The organism is Prauserella endophytica, assembly GCF_005146945.1.
Lineage (GTDB): Bacteria > Actinomycetota > Actinomycetes > Mycobacteriales > Pseudonocardiaceae > Prauserella_A > Prauserella_A endophytica.
Map to the genome: position 1 here is coordinate 12,037 of NZ_SWMS01000039.1, position 15,690 is coordinate 27,726.

11 protein-coding genes and 1 pseudogene are annotated in these 15,690 nt (G+C 64.6%); 8 read left to right on the forward strand and 4 right to left on the reverse strand.

What is annotated here, in order from left to right; genetic code table 11:
* The first annotated feature begins 119 nt into the window (after positions 1–119).
* The 5 genes from FCN18_RS35745 to FCN18_RS35765 are packed head-to-tail and all read left to right on the forward strand — an operon-like array spanning position 120 to position 4,299.
* Positions 120–1,043 carry a glycosyltransferase family 9 protein gene (locus FCN18_RS35745; RefSeq protein WP_228714298.1) on the forward strand — a complete coding sequence of 308 codons (924 nt, stop codon included), beginning with the start codon at positions 120–122 and terminating at the stop codon, positions 1,041–1,043.
* Positions 962–2,188, forward strand: a complete 1,227-nt coding sequence (locus FCN18_RS35750) for a hypothetical protein (protein ID WP_228714299.1) — start codon at positions 962–964, stop codon at positions 2,186–2,188. Before FCN18_RS35745 ends, FCN18_RS35750 begins: the two co-directional genes overlap by 82 nt.
* A 1-nt stretch (position 2,189) precedes the next feature.
* Positions 2,190–2,936 carry an SDR family NAD(P)-dependent oxidoreductase gene (locus FCN18_RS35755; RefSeq protein ID WP_116051867.1) on the forward strand — a complete coding sequence of 249 codons (747 nt, stop codon included), beginning with the start codon at positions 2,190–2,192 and terminating at the stop codon, positions 2,934–2,936.
* A complete protein-coding gene (locus tag FCN18_RS35760) occupies positions 2,933–3,532 on the forward strand; it encodes a histidine phosphatase family protein (protein WP_158303256.1) in 600 nt (199 codons plus the stop codon). The genes FCN18_RS35755 and FCN18_RS35760 overlap by 4 nt, the downstream gene beginning before the upstream one ends.
* Positions 3,529–4,299, forward strand: coding sequence for a TylF/MycF/NovP-related O-methyltransferase (locus FCN18_RS35765; RefSeq protein WP_116051865.1), 771 nt, complete (start codon positions 3,529–3,531; stop codon positions 4,297–4,299). Before FCN18_RS35760 ends, FCN18_RS35765 begins: the two co-directional genes overlap by 4 nt.
* Positions 4,300–4,301: 2 nt before the next feature.
* Here the strand turns inward: FCN18_RS35765 and FCN18_RS35770 are convergent, their stop codons facing one another.
* Complete coding sequence (locus FCN18_RS35770; RefSeq protein ID WP_228714300.1) at positions 4,302–4,778, reverse strand: NUDIX hydrolase; 477 nt, start codon at positions 4,776–4,778, stop codon at positions 4,302–4,304.
* Between the two features lie 361 nt (positions 4,779–5,139).
* Here FCN18_RS35770 and FCN18_RS35775 point away from each other — a divergent pair.
* Positions 5,140–6,191 (forward strand): annotated as a pseudogene (locus FCN18_RS35775) (IS701 family transposase); the annotation flags it as partial.
* 214 nt (positions 6,192–6,405) lie between these two features.
* Here FCN18_RS35775 and FCN18_RS35780 read toward each other — a convergent pair.
* Both FCN18_RS35780 and FCN18_RS35785 read right to left on the reverse strand, forming a co-directional pair.
* Positions 6,406–6,624 carry a hypothetical protein gene (locus FCN18_RS35780; protein ID WP_116051864.1) on the reverse strand — a complete coding sequence of 73 codons (219 nt, stop codon included), beginning with the start codon at positions 6,622–6,624 and terminating at the stop codon, positions 6,406–6,408.
* Complete coding sequence (locus FCN18_RS35785; protein ID WP_116051863.1) at positions 6,624–7,289, reverse strand: hypothetical protein; 666 nt, start codon at positions 7,287–7,289, stop codon at positions 6,624–6,626. The genes FCN18_RS35780 and FCN18_RS35785 overlap by 1 nt, the downstream gene beginning before the upstream one ends.
* A gap of 202 nt (positions 7,290–7,491) precedes the next feature.
* Here FCN18_RS35785 and argS point away from each other — a divergent pair, with 202 nt between their 5' ends.
* The gene (gene argS, locus FCN18_RS35790) at positions 7,492–8,202 is read left to right on the forward strand and encodes an arginine--tRNA ligase domain-containing protein (protein WP_228714301.1); all 711 of its coding nucleotides are present in this window, start codon (positions 7,492–7,494) and stop codon (positions 8,200–8,202) included.
* Positions 8,203–8,636: 434 nt separating this feature from the next.
* Positions 8,637–12,200 carry a DNA polymerase III subunit alpha gene (gene dnaE, locus FCN18_RS35795; RefSeq protein ID WP_137097280.1) on the forward strand — a complete coding sequence of 1,188 codons (3,564 nt, stop codon included), beginning with the start codon at positions 8,637–8,639 and terminating at the stop codon, positions 12,198–12,200.
* Positions 12,201–12,649: 449 nt separating this feature from the next.
* Here the strand turns inward: dnaE and FCN18_RS35800 are convergent, their stop codons facing one another.
* Positions 12,650–15,634, reverse strand: coding sequence for a DUF499 domain-containing protein (locus FCN18_RS35800; RefSeq protein WP_116051372.1), 2,985 nt, complete (start codon positions 15,632–15,634; stop codon positions 12,650–12,652).
* Positions 15,635–15,690 lie beyond the last annotated feature (56 nt).

Sequence of the window (15,690 nt, forward strand, 5' to 3'; positions counted from 1 at the left end):
TGACACAACATCTGGGCGGTCGCCGCATCGTGGCCCGCACGCACGCGCCGTTGGGGCGCTGCTTGCCGTATCGGCGCGCCGCTGGTGAAGGACCCGAAGCCACCGGCGGAGCCGAAGCGGTGAGCAGTTTGGGCTGGTCGGTCGTCCTCGGTAATCGCGGACTCGGCGACGTGATTCTCGCGCTCGCGCTGGTACGTGCCCTTGGCCACGCCAGCGAGCACGAGGGCGAGTTGCGTTACCGGGGACCGCGCCCACGGCTGATGCAGCGGTGCCGGCTGCCAATGAGTACCAGCCGCAGCAACTCGCCCCACATTGTCCATAGCGGACACAACGAGGAATTGACGTTCCATGCTCATCCCGAGAAACCCCAGGCTTGGCTCGATGTTCTCGACGGCGAGCACGTCGAGGCGCACAGCGCGCTGCCGATGCGGTACTACCTTGCCGCCGAACAGACCCTCGGCGTTCGGCTGCCCGCCGACCACGCACCTCTCCCGGGTTTCACCTCTGCGGAGCGGGAACGGCCGTTTCACGTGGTGTTTGTCTCCGCGACCAGTTGGCCAACTCGGAAAGACTACGGGGCTGACGGCTTCGCCCTCGTGACACAAGTCCTCACCGACCAAATTGCCGCACCGTGGTCGTTCACGCTGATCACCAGCAGAGACGCCGAGCCGATCCAGCGCCCTGATCTTGACATCCTGACCGGACCAAACGCGGTGGACTGCCTCGATGTGTTCGCCTCTGCCGAGGTTGTGATCGGCAACGACACCGGGCTCACGCACCTAGCTGCTCTCACCGAACGATCCGATGGCACCGGGCCTCAGGTCATCGGGCTCTACGGCCGTCATGCGCACACCAAGTGGACCACCGGCGCGGATCGGCATCACGCCATCGCCACACCGTTCTCCCAGATGCTCGCGGCAGCGGATCGATGCCCGGTGCGCGACCGCCTCGATGACACGCTGTGGTCGGCGTCGGCGGACCTGACCGGCATCCCTGCCGAGAGGATCGCCGAGTTCGCAACCCAGGTCATGGGCTGGCGATGAGCGCCATGCCCCGGATCACACACCACCGACGCTTCACGGCCAACCACACCTGGCACGTCGACTGGGCAGGACAACGCTTCTTCGTCAAAGCCAACCCTCACCACGACGAAGCGCGTATCGAACAGGCTGGGCACGCCAGACTGCGCCCCTTCTATCCAGTACTGCGGCTACGCCAAGCCCGCCGCATCGCCCGGTGGAGCGTCCTGGTCTACGACCGGTGGCCCCACCTCGGCCCAGACCACGGCCTGCTCCTCGACGAGATCACCCACGCTGATCGCACGTGCGACAGGAGACGTCTCGATGGCTGCCTTTCCGCTGTCTTCGGCCACTACCGGCAGGTGATCGCACGGAGCTTGTGCCACACAACCAACGGCGAGACCATCGGCAAGCTCTACGGCGAACGCGCCGCCCCGGACGGCAGGCTGGATCGCTACTACAAGGCCGACGCACCGTGGCCGATCCCGACAAGCGACGACCGCAAACTACGCCCGTCCGGCCTCACCGCAACCCACCTGGTCGTCAACGGCCGAAGCCACGCACTCGATTTCGCCCACATGCTGACCTGGCTACGGGTGCGCTTCGCCCGGCACAACCCCGTATGGGCCGCTGTGACACAAGGCGATCCCACCGACCTCAACATCGGCTGGTCACCCCACGCCGGACCAGTGTGGTTCGACTACGACACCGGCGGACTCAACGCGCTACCCGGCGAAATCACCTGCTTCCTGCTCTACCAGCGCCTGCACGGCGCCTGGCTCACCCCGCACTACAACCCCGCCGCATTCCGCGATCACCCGACCGCACTTGCTCCGAGCAGCCTCGCCGAACCGATCATCCACATCGGACACAATGGGACATCGCTGGTGATCGACTACGAGCACATTCCCAGCCCTGCTCGCCGGCATGTCCTGCACCGATACCTCAATGAGATCGTCTACCCGCTGGCCAGCCACCTCGGCATCAACGACCTCATGGGCTGGCTGCGTCCCTACCTGGTGATGCGCCTTCTCGCCGTCTACCACCTCGGCGACCTCGAACCCCGCGATGCCGCGCTGTCGCTGGCGCTACTGACCGAAGCACTCGATCCCGCGACCACTCTCGCAAGATTTCTCTCACTCACACCGACAGAAGCGGAGGTCGGCTAACGTGTCTCGCCCCGTCGCCATCGTCACCGGAGCAGGCTCCGGCATCGGCGCCGCCATCGCCGCTCGCCTCGCGCTTCGCTACGACCTGATCCTCACACACCTCACCGGTGACGACGACCTCCGCAGCGTGGTAACCCGTGCCGAACAAGCGGGGGCGACGATTGTGCCCGTGACCGGTGACCTCACCTCAGAGCCAACCCTCGACGCTCTTGCGCTGGAGACCGATCATGCCGCCGATCGGCTCGCCGTTCTCGTCTCCAACGCCGGCGCCTACCCACGCATCTCGTGGGACAGCACGGATCTTGCCACGTTCCGCCAGCAGGTCGAGATCAACCTGATCACTCACGCCGCGTGCGCTCAACTGGTCACGGCCCCGCTCACCGCGCGCAAGCAGGGACACATTGTCGCCGTGTCCTCGGTGCTCACACAACTCGGCCGAGTAGACCTCGCCGGGTACATCTCGGCCAAGAGTGGACTCGAAGGGCTCGTGCGAGCACTGGCCCGCGAACTCGGGCCGCGCGGCATGACGGTCAACTGCGTCCGCGCTGGTTCGGTCGAGGTGCCCGCCGAGCACGCCGTCGTCGCAGACCACGACGCCATGCTCGGCCGCCAACTCGACCGGCAATGCATCAAACGGCGCGGTCAGCCGGAGGACATCGCCGCCGCTGTCGATTTTCTCACCTCTCCCGGCGCCGGCTTCATCACCGGCCAATGTCTCACCGTCGACGGGGGCTGGTGCATGACATGACCCCCGCCGTGCTCTGGATGCGCCACGGCACCTGCGAGGACGGACTGTGCCGCCCCGGAGCCCACGCCCGCCCTCACAGTCCCCTCACCGTCGGTGGCAGCGTCGAAGCCGAGTTCACCGCCCGCCAGCTCCAGGACCATCACTGGCCGCTGGCCGTAGTGGTCTCCAGTCCACTGCGCCGAGCCCGGCAGACCGCCTCGATCGCCGCGAGCACGCTCGGTGCGCGCGTGATCCGGCCGCTCGATGCCTTCGCCGAGTGGCGCGCACCGTCCTGCGTCCTCGGCCGCACCCCCTCGCAGTACCCACCCGCCTATCAAGCATGGCGCCAGCAACGCGGCCACGACCTCGACAGCGCTTTGCCCGGCGGTGAAAGCCTCCGCACGTTCGCGGAGCGAGCGAGCGAAGCCGCCAGAATCGCCCACCACCTCTCCACCACCCACGGCCCTGCCCTTGTTGTATCCCACCGGCTCCTCATCGGGGCCATCGCAGCCCTGCACATCGGCCACCGCAACGCCGCTGACATCTTCAGCTTGGCCAGCGAATTCCGCCTCGCTCCCGCCGGGCTGTGGGCACCCAACCGAGGAGTATCTCCATGACCAGCAGCGACGAGCACAGCAACCGCCTCCCGCGCGAATCCGACCACGAGCGATCGGTCCGCCGCCGCCTGGCACGCCTGCTGGCCAACAGCCCCATCCCGCCGGAGGAACTGGTCGACAACCTGGCGCTGTACCTTCGCCGTCAGCCACTCACCGACCTGCTGTCGCTGGACGCTCTGTACCGGATGATCGTCGACGTGCCCGGCGCAATCATGGAGTTCGGCGTACATCGCGGCCGTCACGTCGCCGCCCTGACAGCACTTCGCGGCGTCTACGAGCCCTACAACCCGCACCGCCGGATCATCGGATTCGACACCTTCACCGGCTTCCCCGACGTCGCCGAGATTGACGTCACCGCCGCGAGTGCGGTGACCGGCAAGTTCGCCGTACCCGCCGACTACCCCGACCACCTGCGCGACATACTCAACGGCCACGAGGACGCCGAACACCTCGGTCACATCCGCCGGACGCTCCTCGTTGAGGGCGACGTGCGCGACACCCTGCCCCGCTACCTCGATCAGAACCCTCACACGATCATCGCCCTAGCCTACTTCGACCTCGATCTCTACAAGCCCACCCGCGACACGCTCAAGGCCATTCAGCCCTACCTCACGCGCGGAAGCGTGCTTGCGTTCGACCAGCTCGCTCACGCCAAGTGGCCAGGCGAAACCGCCGCTCTCCGGGACACCCTGGGCATCGACCACGACAGCCTGCACCTCTTACCCGGTCGTGCCACACCCACCTATCTACGATGGAACGCGAGCTGAGATCAACCGACAGCAGCCGCCTCGGCTAGCAGCGCTTCGCGATTGGCCAGGATGAACTCCTTCAACGCGGTCGGCTTCAAGTCGATCGAGGTCAACCCGTCGCTGCGCAGGTCAATCCGGTCCAGGTCATAGCCGCCGCGCGACGCGTCGATGAACTCCGGCCCCCTACGAGCGGACTCATCGACCGTGACCAGCCGCGCGACGAAAAAGTGTTGCACCGCGACCCCGGAATCCGACGGCGAACTGAACAGGAACACCTGCGACGCCCCAGCCGCCTCGGCGCCCAACTCCTCGCTCAGCTCGCGATACAGCGCCGCCTCGATTGAGCTATCACCGTCCTCGACGCCGCCACCCGGCGCCGTCCAGTACAGCTCTTGCCCCGGCTTCGTACGCTTGATCAACACCAACCGACCCTGATCATCGATCAAGATCGCCCTCGCCGCACGTCGCCCTACTGTCACTGCCATCTGTTCCGTCACGGCTAACTACCTTACGACCGCCCTCCACCAACATGCGCGCAGCGCATGGCGCGGCAGGGCAACACCCGAAGCTGCGCAGTCGACCGGAGTAGCAACCTGGCGCAATAAACAACAAAAACTCGCGGAAGAACCATCAAGACACAAGAAACATGGGGACAGTTACTAAGGCACAGGCTTTCGCGTCTCCGGGGTTCCCACTGCACGGAGCACCTCGGCTAGTACTCCAGCCGGACTTCGTGATGTCGCTGGTGGGTGCCTGCAGACGGGTGCGGCCACCAGTTGATCATGGTCGGTTGTGTGGACTAACCCTGATCGGCTGGTGGCCGCGGGTCCCAGCGTAAACCCTGACCGATGGGCGGTGATGTTCGAGGAGATGGTCAGCCGGATCGCCGGCCGGTTCACCCGCGTCGAACCCCGCCGACGAGCACGAGCATTGCTGCTCGGGCTGCTGTCGGACCTGCCGGACAAGAACTGCTGGACCATCTCCGAACACGCCGGCGACGACACCCCCGACGGGATACAATACCTGCTGCGCAAAGCAGTCTGGGACGCCGAGGAGGTCCGCGACGACCTACGCGACTACGTCACTGAACACCTCGGCGACACCGGCGCCGTGCTGGTCGTCGACGAAACCGGCGACCTCAAGAAAGGCGTCCACACCGTCGGAGTGCAACGTCAATACACCGGCACCGCAGGCCGCATCGAGAACGCCCAGGTCGCGGTCTACCTCACCTACGCCACCGACGCCGGGCACGCATTCATCGACCGGGCCCTCTACCTCCCGAAATCCTGGACCACCGACCCGACCGCCGCGTGGGCGCAGGAATCCCCGACGACACCGCGTTCGCGACGAAACCCGCGCTGGCGACCACCATGATCGGCCGTGCCCTCGACGCAGGGGTCCAGGCACAGTGGGTCGCCGGGGATGAGGTTTACGGAGCCGACCCCCACCTGCGCAAGAACCTCGAACAGCGCGGTATCGGCTACGTTCTCGCCATCGGCTGCGACCGCCGGGTCAGCACTCCAGCTGGCGTGCTGCGCGCTGACGGTGTTGCCGCCCGGTTGCCTGAACACGTCTGGCAACGCCTGTCCGCAGGCGCTGGGGCAAAAGGGAATCGCTACTACGACTGGGCCTTCGCCGACATCGACACCGACGAGCCCGACGGGCACCGGTGGCTGCTGATCCGCCGCCACCGCACCACCGGCGAGCTGGCGTTCTATCGCTGCTACTCACCCCAACTCGTTCCACTGCGGATGCTGGTTCAGGTCGCGGGCCGCAGGTGGACAGTCGAGGAATCCTTCCAGACCGGCAAAGGTCTCACCGGGCTCGACCAGCACCAGGTCCGACGGTGGACCTCCTGGCACCGCTGGACGGTCATGGCGATGTTCGCCCACGCGTTCCTCGCTGTGGTCGCATCCACCGAACGAAACCCCGAACCGGCAACTGCCGGATGGATTTCGTTGACCTGCAACGAAATCCACCACCTGTTCACCACTCTGATCAGCCGTCCGGTGCTCGATGTCGCACACCGGATCCGCTGCTCAAGATGGCGCAGACGCCACCAATACCGCGCCCAGCAAGGCCACTACCAGCGACAATCGACCCACGAAGCATGACCATCACGAACTACCACTGGAGTACTAGGTGCGCCCATGATTCCGATACCTGGCCTACACCCAGTTCTGCAGGTTCGGCATACACGTTGTACAGGGTGTCGTCGTCGATGGTCCAGAAGTAGTCACATTCCAGTTCGACGACACCATTTTCGTTCTGCGCCAGGTGGTCCAGCAGCAGCGTGCAGGCTTGTCGCAGGCGTTCGACCGGGATTCGCACCGAGTCGCTCATCAACCGCCTCCTTGAATGTCGTCGATCTGCCGCTGGAAGGTCTTTATTTCCGCTTCCAGGTGACGAATTATACCATCGATGATGCGTTGTCTGATTTCCGGCGTTGGAGCGTTCTTCAGTATTCCTTTGTTGTCGAAGGCGTCCGGGTTGGCGCGGTATGCGGCGAGTTTGTCCTGGTGCTCACTGACTTGTTTCTCCAGGGAACGGACGGCGCACTGTTCCGACACCGTCAGGCCACCAGCCCCCGCGCCCCGTTCTCCGGCCTTCGCGGCATCCCCGGCCTCGTCCACAACGTCAGCGGCGCGTTCCGCACCTTTGACAGCACCCCGCCCGGCGAGGATGGCCGCGGCCCCCGTACCGGCGGTGGCCGCAGCTGCGATGGCGTCGGGAATGAGGTGGCCAATGGCGCGTCCGGGGCTTTGTTTCCAGGTGTCGTAGTCGATCAGGGCTTTGCCGAACTCGGCGGGGTTCTGGACGGCGCCGACAAAGCCTTGCGCGAGAGTGCCCATGTCCTCGGCCCAGCCTTGTGGATCGACGAGGAGGCGGTTGGGGCTGTAGGTGACGACCATGTCGGCCAGGCCGGTGACACCTTCCCAGGCACCGATACCGATCTCACCGGCGAACCCGGCCACGTCGGCCAGCCATCCCGGCTCGTCCGGCGCCAAATCGCCCTGGCGCGGATCGCGGCGGCGGCCCGCTCACCGGACTCAGCGAGCTGGTTCCGCGCTCGGTTCAGGATGTCGCGGGCAGCGGAGCGATGCGCTTCACCAGGATCAAGGGGTTGTGTTGTCGAGAGGCACTGGCCCGGCGACAAACCAGTCGGCCACACTGTGCTTTGTGTCTTGAGTTTGTGTGGAGGGTTGCGGCGTGGTGGAGCAAGTGCGCTCATTGGTCTCTGAGGTGGAGCAGGCGGTGTCTGCGGCGATGGCTGCGGAGCTGACTGCGGAACTCGCCGAGCAGGACCCATTGGTGCGCCGATCCGACCATGCCGACTTTCAGTCGAACGTTGCGCTCGCCCTCGCCAAGAAGGCACGTGAGAAACCTCGCGACCTGGCGCAGAGGCTGCAGCCGCACCTTGCAGCAGTGCCCTGGCTCACCGGCGTTGAGTTGTCCGGGCCAGGATTTCTCAACATCACGGTGGCGGATAGGGCGATCACCAAGCAGCTGACGCAGCGTGCCGAGCAGCCGAGGCTGGGGGTGGCGGAGAGTCAGAGTAGGCAGGTTGTCGTTGTCGACTATTCGGCACCCAACATCGCCAAGGAGATGCACGTCGGGCACTTGCGGTCGACGCTGATCGGTGATGCCCTTGTTCGTATCCTGGGCTTTCTTGGGGCTGAGGTCGTCCGGCAGAACCATGTCGGTGACTGGGGCACGCAGTTCGGGATGCTGATCCAGTACATCTTCGAGCACCCCGAGGCGAGCTGGCGCAACACCGAGGTCGGCGACACCGGACGCGAGGACGCAACGTCGGCCTTGGACGCGCTCTATCGTGCTGCCCGAGCCGAGTTCGACGCCGATGCCGCGTTCAAGGAGCGTCGCGAACCAGTGACTCCATGTAGTCCGCGCAAGTCAAGCTAGGACGAACCAAACCGAGACGTCGGTGTGGTCGTGCTCGCCCCGGGGCTTCGTCACGATCAACAGCGGGTCGAACCGAGGATAGAACTCGCCCTTGATCTGCAGTTCCTCCCGTCGTCTCCCGTAGCACCAGTGATCGCCGACACAGTCAGCGAGTGGGTGTCGACCCGGGCACCTGTTCGCTGAGCGCCCAGGGTCGCGCTGTGCCGCCTCGGCCTTCCCCGCCGAGCGGCAACACCCACCTCAGACTAGAACATACGTTCGCGTGCCGCTGGTACCTGTTTAGGTCGTCATCTTCGCAGTCCTCGTGCTCTGGGTAACCTCAAACGGCTACAGGGAGCCGGTGTGGCGGTGCGGAGCTGTCAGGGCTCAGGACTAAGGTGGAACACCCGGCCGCGCGCGTTGCCGGTTGATCCACTCAGGGGAGGTTTTCGCTGGTGTCGAACGATTCCTTCGTCCACCTGCACGTGCACACCGAGTACTCGATGCTCGATGGCGCGGCGAAGATCGCTCCTCTGTTCGCGGAGGCGTCCAGACTGGAGATGCCGGCCGTGGGGATGACCGACCACGGCAACATGTACGGGGCGGACGAGTTCTACCAGCAGGCGACGAAGGCCGGCATCAAGCCGATCATCGGCATCGAGGCCTACGTCGCTCCCGAGAGCCGCTTCCACAAGAAGCCGGTGTTCTGGGGACAGAGCAACCAGCGCGGGGCCGACGAGTTCGGTGAGGGCGGCGACGTCTCCGGTGGTGGTGCCTACACCCATATGACGATGCTCGCCGAGAACGCGACCGGCCTGCGCAACCTCTTCAAACTGTCCTCACTGGCGAGTATCCAGGGCTACTACCGCAAGCCGAGGATGGACCGCGAGCTGATCGCGGAGAACGCCGAGGGCATCATCGCCACCACCGGCTGCCCGTCCGGTGAGGTGCAGACCCGGTTGCGGCTGGGCCAGCGGGACGCGGCGATCCAGGCGGCGGCCGACTACCGGGACATCTTCGGCAAGGACAATTTCTTCCTGGAGCTGATGGACCACGGCCTGCCGATCGAACGGTCGGTGCGGGAGGGGCTGCTGGACGTCGGCCGGACGCTGGGACTCACCCCGCTGGCGACGAACGACTCGCACTACGTCACCCAGGATCAGGCCGACTCGCACGCCGCGTTGCTGTGTGTGCAGTCCGGCAAGACACTGAGTGACCCGAACCGGTTCAAGTTCGGCGGGGACGGCTACTACCTGAAGTCCGCGGCCGAGATGCGTGAGTACTGGGACACCGAGGTGCCCGGCGCCGCCGACTCGACGCTGCTGATCGCCGAGCGCGTCCAGTCCTACGAGGACGTCTACGCCCACCACGACCGGATGCCCGTCTTCGAGGCGCCCGAGGGTCACGACCAGGCGAGCTGGCTGCACAAGGAGGTCATGAAGGGCCTCGACTGGCGCTTCCCGGAAGGTCTGCCCGAGGGCTACAGGGAACGGGCCGAACACGAGCTCGGCGTGATCGTGCAGAAGGGCTTCCCCGCCTACTTCCTCGTCGTCGCCGACCTGATCAACTACGCCCGCAGCGTGGGCATCCGGGTCGGGCCGGGCCGTGGTTCCGCGGCGGGCTCGCTCGTCGCGTACGCGCTGGGTATCACCAACCTGGACCCGATTCCGCAGAAGCTGCTGTTCGAGCGGTTCCTCAACCCCGAGCGCGCCTCGATGCCCGACATCGACATCGACTTCGACGACCGCAGGCGCGGCGAGATGGTGCGCTACGCCACGGAGAAGTACGGCGCCGACCGGGTCGCCCAGGTGATCACCTTCGGCACCATTAAGACCAAGGCCGCGATCAAGGACGCCGCGCGCGTCCAGTACGGCCAGCCCGGCTACTCGATCGCCGACCGGATCTCCAAGGCCCTGCCGCCGCCGATCATGGCCAAGGACATCTCCCTGTCCGGCATCGTCGACCCCCAGCATGAGCGCTACGGCGAGGCCGCCGAGGTGCGCTCGCTGGTCGAGACCGACGAAGAGTGCAAGACGATCTTCGAAACCGCTCGCGGCCTCGAGGGGCTGATCCGCAACGCGGGCGTGCACGCCTGCGCGGTGATCATGTCCTCGCAGCCGCTGATGGACTCGATCCCACTCTGGCAGCGCGACGACGGCTCGATCATCACCGGCTGGGACTACCCGTCGTGTGAGGCCATCGGGCTGTTGAAGATGGACTTCCTCGGTCTGCGGAACCTGACGGTCATCGGCGACGCGATCGACAACATCAAGGCCAACCGCGGCGAGGACATCGACCTCGACCGGCTCGGGATGGACGACCCCGAGACCTACAAACTGCTCGCCCGTGGTGACACGCTCGGCGTGTTCCAGCTGGACGGCGGGCCGATGCGGGACCTGCTGCGCCGGATGCAGCCGACCAGCTTCGACGACATCGTCGCGGTCGGCGCGCTCTACCGCCCCGGCCCGATGGGCATGAACGCCCACAACGACTATGCCGACCGCAAGAACGGGCGGCAGAAGGTCAAACCGATCCACCCCGAGCTCGAAGAGCCCCTGAAGGAGATCCTGGCCGACACCCACGGCCTGATCGTCTATCAGGAGCAGATCATGCACATCGGGCAGAAGGTCGCCGGCTACTCGATGGGCCGAGCCGACGTCCTGCGCCGCGCGATGGGCAAGAAGAAGCAGGAGGTCCTCGAGAAGGAGTTCGAGGGCTTCCACGCCGGGATGCGGGACAACGACTTCTCCGACGAGGCCATCAAGGCCCTGTGGGACACGATCCTGCCGTTCGCCGGCTACGCGTTCAACAAGAGCCACGCCGCCGCCTACGGCCTGATCTCGTACTGGACCGCGTACCTCAAGGCGAACTACAAGGCCGAGTACATGGCCGCGCTGCTCACCTCGGTGGGCGACAACAAGGACAAATCGGCGATCTACCTGTCCGAGTGCCGCAGGCTGGGCATCAAGGTGCTGCCGCCGGACGTCAACGAGTCAGCGCTGCGCTTCGCCGCCGTCGGCGACGACATCCGGTTCGGTATGGGCGCGGTGCGCAACGTCGGCGCGAACGTCGTCGACTCGATCATCAAGACCCGCGAGGAGAAGGGCAAGTACTCCTCCTTCACCGACTTCCTCGACAAGTCCGAGCTGGTGGCCTGCAACAAGCGGGTGATCGAGTCACTGATCAAGGCCGGGGCGTTCGACTCGCTCGGCAACACCCGGCTGTCGATGGTGCAGGTCCACGAGGACGCCGTGGAAGCCGTGGTACCGCTCAAACGCCAGCAGGCCATGGGGCAGTTCGATCTCTTTGGCGGCGGCGATGACAGTGAGATCACTGATGCTTCCTCGCCATTGGCGCATCTGAAGTTCGGGGACGAGGAGTACCCGCGCAAGCAGCTGCTCGGCTACGAACGGGAAATGCTGGGGCTGTACGTCTCCGCGCACCCGCTGGACGGGGCGGAGCGGATTCTGCGCAAGCACGCGCCGCGGCCGATCGCGGCCATCCTCGCCGATCCGCCGAAGGAGGGCGAGCTCATCATCTCCGGGCTGATCACCTCCCTCGACCGGCGGGTCAACAAGAAGGGCGAGCCGTGGGCCATCTGCACGGTGGAGGACCTCGACGCCTCCCTCGAGGTGCTGTTCTTCCCCAAGGCCTACGCGATGTTCTCCGCCGACCTGGCCGAGGACAACGCGGTGCTGGTGAAGGGCAGGGTCAACTGGCGCGAGGACAAGATGTCGATCTTCGGCGGCGGTCTCGTCCCACTCGACCTCAGTTCCGCCGAACTCGGCGGGGACGAACCACCGCTGATGCTGCTGGCCGCGGCCGAACGCATCGACCAGGGCGTGGTCAGCGAACTCAAGCAGACACTGCAGGCCCACCGCGGTGAGACTCCGGTACACCTCAAGCTCGTCGGCAAACGGCGACAGACGATCTTCGCGCTGTACGACTACCCGGTCAAGGTCAGCTCGATGCTGATGGGTGAGCTGAAGGGAATCCCGGGAATCACCGCCGGAGGATGACCGGCGTGCCGGAGGCCCACGAGCCCGTGTTCGACGGGCGGGTAGATGCCGGGAAATCGCGGCATCTACCCGTCCGCAATGCGGTACGCGGCGGTCCGGACCGGATCACCTCGGCTCGGCAGTCCACGGCAGGGGGTACAACACTCAGCGGCAGGCACAGGTCCTCGAAGCAGGACTCTGCGCCAAGGTGGTCGTCGATGATCGACACCAGCCCAGCTGGCACCCAGCATGACGTCGACCGCACACCCCGTCTGGCTCACGGTGTAGAACCGGTCCACGAGATGGGGGACGTCAACTACCGCACCGCCGTGTCGGAGTGGGCCAATGACCACAAAGTCACGACGGCGAGCCGCACGTCCTCCGTGTCCGCGGTGTTGGCGGGGATGTCCGCCGGTCTAAGTGGGAGACCAATGCATATTCCTTGACCCTATAACGCCTCGGTCTGACTGTCAGATATCCTTAATGGTTCCACTGATGCCGAGCTCATCCATATTCTGTTGTAAGTCGTTGGCGGTGTCGGCATCCACTACTAGTTGCAGGGTTCCTTGTAAGTAGCTGATCTGCCGTTCGTCGAGCGCCATGTACAACGTTTTGAACAATGCTGCGAAGGCGTCAGAGTTTCCCGAATTGGCAAGAAGATTACTTGTGAACGAGAACGCAGCTTGCTTTTCCGTCGCAGCCGGTGAACCGTTGTCTTCTTTATTTCCGGCGCTTCCCGTAGCCGCGCCAGATGTGGCACCGCCCGGCGGTGTTGTCGCTGCCGCGGAGCCCGTTGCACTGGCTGACTGCGCTGTGGGGCAAGTGCCGGTGTGGTCCGCTTGCCCACAGTGTTCACATGTCTTCGGTTGTGGTTTGGCCAGGCGTAGTCCGGCGCTAGTGAGGTTCACCTGACCGGGCGCGGTGACCACCACGCGTCCGCCTGAGCCGTCCACAATATCCACGAGCCCTGTTTCTGCGGCGTCATAGATGGCTTGCTGCAGGTCGCGGTCACCAGCGAACAACAATGGAAGCCTTGGCGCGCTGTAGAACGCTGCGCGAAGGTCGGACAGGGTCCTCCCGTAATCCTGATCGCGCAAGTTGTGCAGGAGCGCCTTGGGGTCGAATTGCCCCTTGTCGAATACCTTGTCCCGAGCAGCGAGGCTTTTCCACACTAGCGTGCCGTCCAACGCCGTGTGGTTCTCATCATCGAATGCGAGTTGGTCGAGATAACGTTCGCCGTCCGGATCGGGTTGTGTCAAATAGACAACGTGTTGATAGGCTCGTTTGACCGCCTTCTCGAGCTGTTGTTTCGCGCTCGCGAGGTCTTTGGTCCCCGTTGCCTTGAGGTCATCATCGCCTTGGACTTCCGGAGCTGCGAGTGCTTTCTGTCGAGCGAGGTATTCGACTGCTACCCCACGCGCCAGGCCGCGTCGTTGGGTGTTCACAAGCGCGTACACGGCACTGCTGCCCCACTGCACCGGCAGTTTCTGCGTTCCCTCTCCAAGCCCCATAGCAACGGTGAGAGCTTCCATCGTCGGTGCTTCCATACCATTACGCAGGCTAAATTGTGCAGGATCGAGCACGATCAGCCGTGTCGTGTGCGCCGTGTCTAGCCCGGCAGTCGCAAGAACATCGGCTGCGGGCCGGGCGGTGTCAGCCTCAACGAACATCAACTCACGGAACGGCCCGCCATTGGAGAGGCCCTGGGCAAACTCGAACAGAACCTCGTCGCGTTCGGCCTCCGTAACCGTACGCCGGATGTTATTGACCAACATCCGGTGCGTGAGGCGCGTCGAGAGGAAGTAGCGAGCTGGCTTGTTGTTGCCCTGGCCCGGAACAATCTCAACCGCGCTCATGCCTCGGTCGGGATGCACAAGCTCCTCGACGACAGTGTCCGCGTCTGTGAGGCTGTAGTTGGCGTCAGGAACACTGGTCGCGGCCTTGACCTCGGGTGCGCTGGCGCCCCTGCCGCGCCCCGGTCGTAGCGTTCCCACGATGCTGGCAAGGAAGATAAACGTGGCGGCACGCTCTGCCACCCGAGGGTTGGTCTCCGTCCAAATCGTGGGGGTCCGCGCGAGATCTTGACGGCGGGCAGTCCCTGCGGCGTCGTCGTGGTTGACGACCTCGATCTCCGCGAGGCTGCGGTAGTTGGCGATCGTCCGGTCGTCTTCGACCAGCCCGCTGCCAAGCAGCGCCTCACGTACAGAACTATCCGACAGCGGCAAGTCACCTGGGCCGATGAGTGCGGGTACCCACTCGCCAGCCTTGCCTCGCTGTTGTTGGGCATACACCGTAGCGGCGAAAATTCGAATGGTCGATCGCACTCGCTGGAATCCGGTGACTTTGCTCCATTCCTCCTTGGCCACGCTCATTAGCATGGGGTGGAACGGGTAGCACGCCGCTACCTCGTCGTTCCAGCGTCGTCGCCATTCGGCACCGATGGAGTCCCAGACATGTTTGTTCCAGGCCTTGTTGTCCAACACGGGCTTGTAAAGCGCTGCAGTGGCCGACAACACCTCCGCGGCTGGCTCGGCGTCGAACAGTCGGCGCCGCAAGATATCAGCGAAGTCGCCGACTTCGGTTACCGTGGCAGGCAGCCCGTTTCGGTCCAGCAAGCCGTTTAGGTCGTCACGGCGATCTTTTGCCTCATCCGACAAGGCGGTCTTGTCGCGTTCGGATGCGATCATGACCATCAATAGGGCGACGCGCGGGACATCGTTGACAACATCGAGTAGAGCACGCAGGAAGGCCATGTCCTGTGCGGCGAGGTCAGGCTTCTGAGCACCGTCGAGACCGTTGCCGACATAGTCCAGCACCTCATCCACGATGATCAGGACGGGGCGGTTGACCGCCTTGATCGCCTCGGCGATCTTACTCTTGTCGCTCCAGAAGGGCCGGTAACGCTCAAAAAGCGTGTAGTCCTTGCCGAACAAGCGCCATAGGAACCGTTCGTACAGGTTGACGGCGGGGCCATCCAGTTCCTGGACGCCTGCACCGGGCGTCATGTTGTCGCACGGCAGGACCACGACGTGGGGATTATCGAGATCATCCGGCAGATCACGGCCGATTCGCGCCTTCGCGCGCGAAATAACTCCTTTGCCCAGTTCTGTGGCAAACAAGGCTTCCGGGTTCGCGATCAAGTGGTAGGCCCCAATGCAGGCATGGGACTTACCGCCTCCCATGCCCTGGTCCAGACGAGTGACCGCGCGTGCCTTCAGATAGTCGCTGCCACCCCCGACTCGGATCGCAATCTCTGTCAACAGATCGATGAGCCGCCCCGTGGGGTGCGTGATCTCACCGTAGTAGGTGGCGTCCGCGTACGGCGGTTTGTCGCGACCGGTGCCGTGCACGGCCTGGAACAGCGACATCTGTACATCGTCGATCTGCCCAGCAGCATTGACGATTTCGGGTCGGATCTTCAACGCCTTCCACCATGGCGTCACGCCTTTTGTCACGTCATCCTCTTGTGTTCATGTGTCATCGTGCGCCGGTCAAGTGTGATCTCCACAAG

Excerpts from the sequence above, each read along its gene's own strand:
- FCN18_RS35780 (WP_116051864.1), bottom strand. The coding sequence starts at position 6,624 with ATGAGCGACTCGGTGCGAATCCCGGTCGAACGCCTGCGACAAGCCTGC.
- FCN18_RS35765 (WP_116051865.1), top strand. The coding sequence starts at position 3,529 with ATGACCAGCAGCGACGAGCACAGCAACCGCCTCCCGCGCGAATCCGAC.
- FCN18_RS35760 (WP_158303256.1), top strand. The coding sequence starts at position 2,933 with ATGACCCCCGCCGTGCTCTGGATGCGCCACGGCACCTGCGAGGACGGA.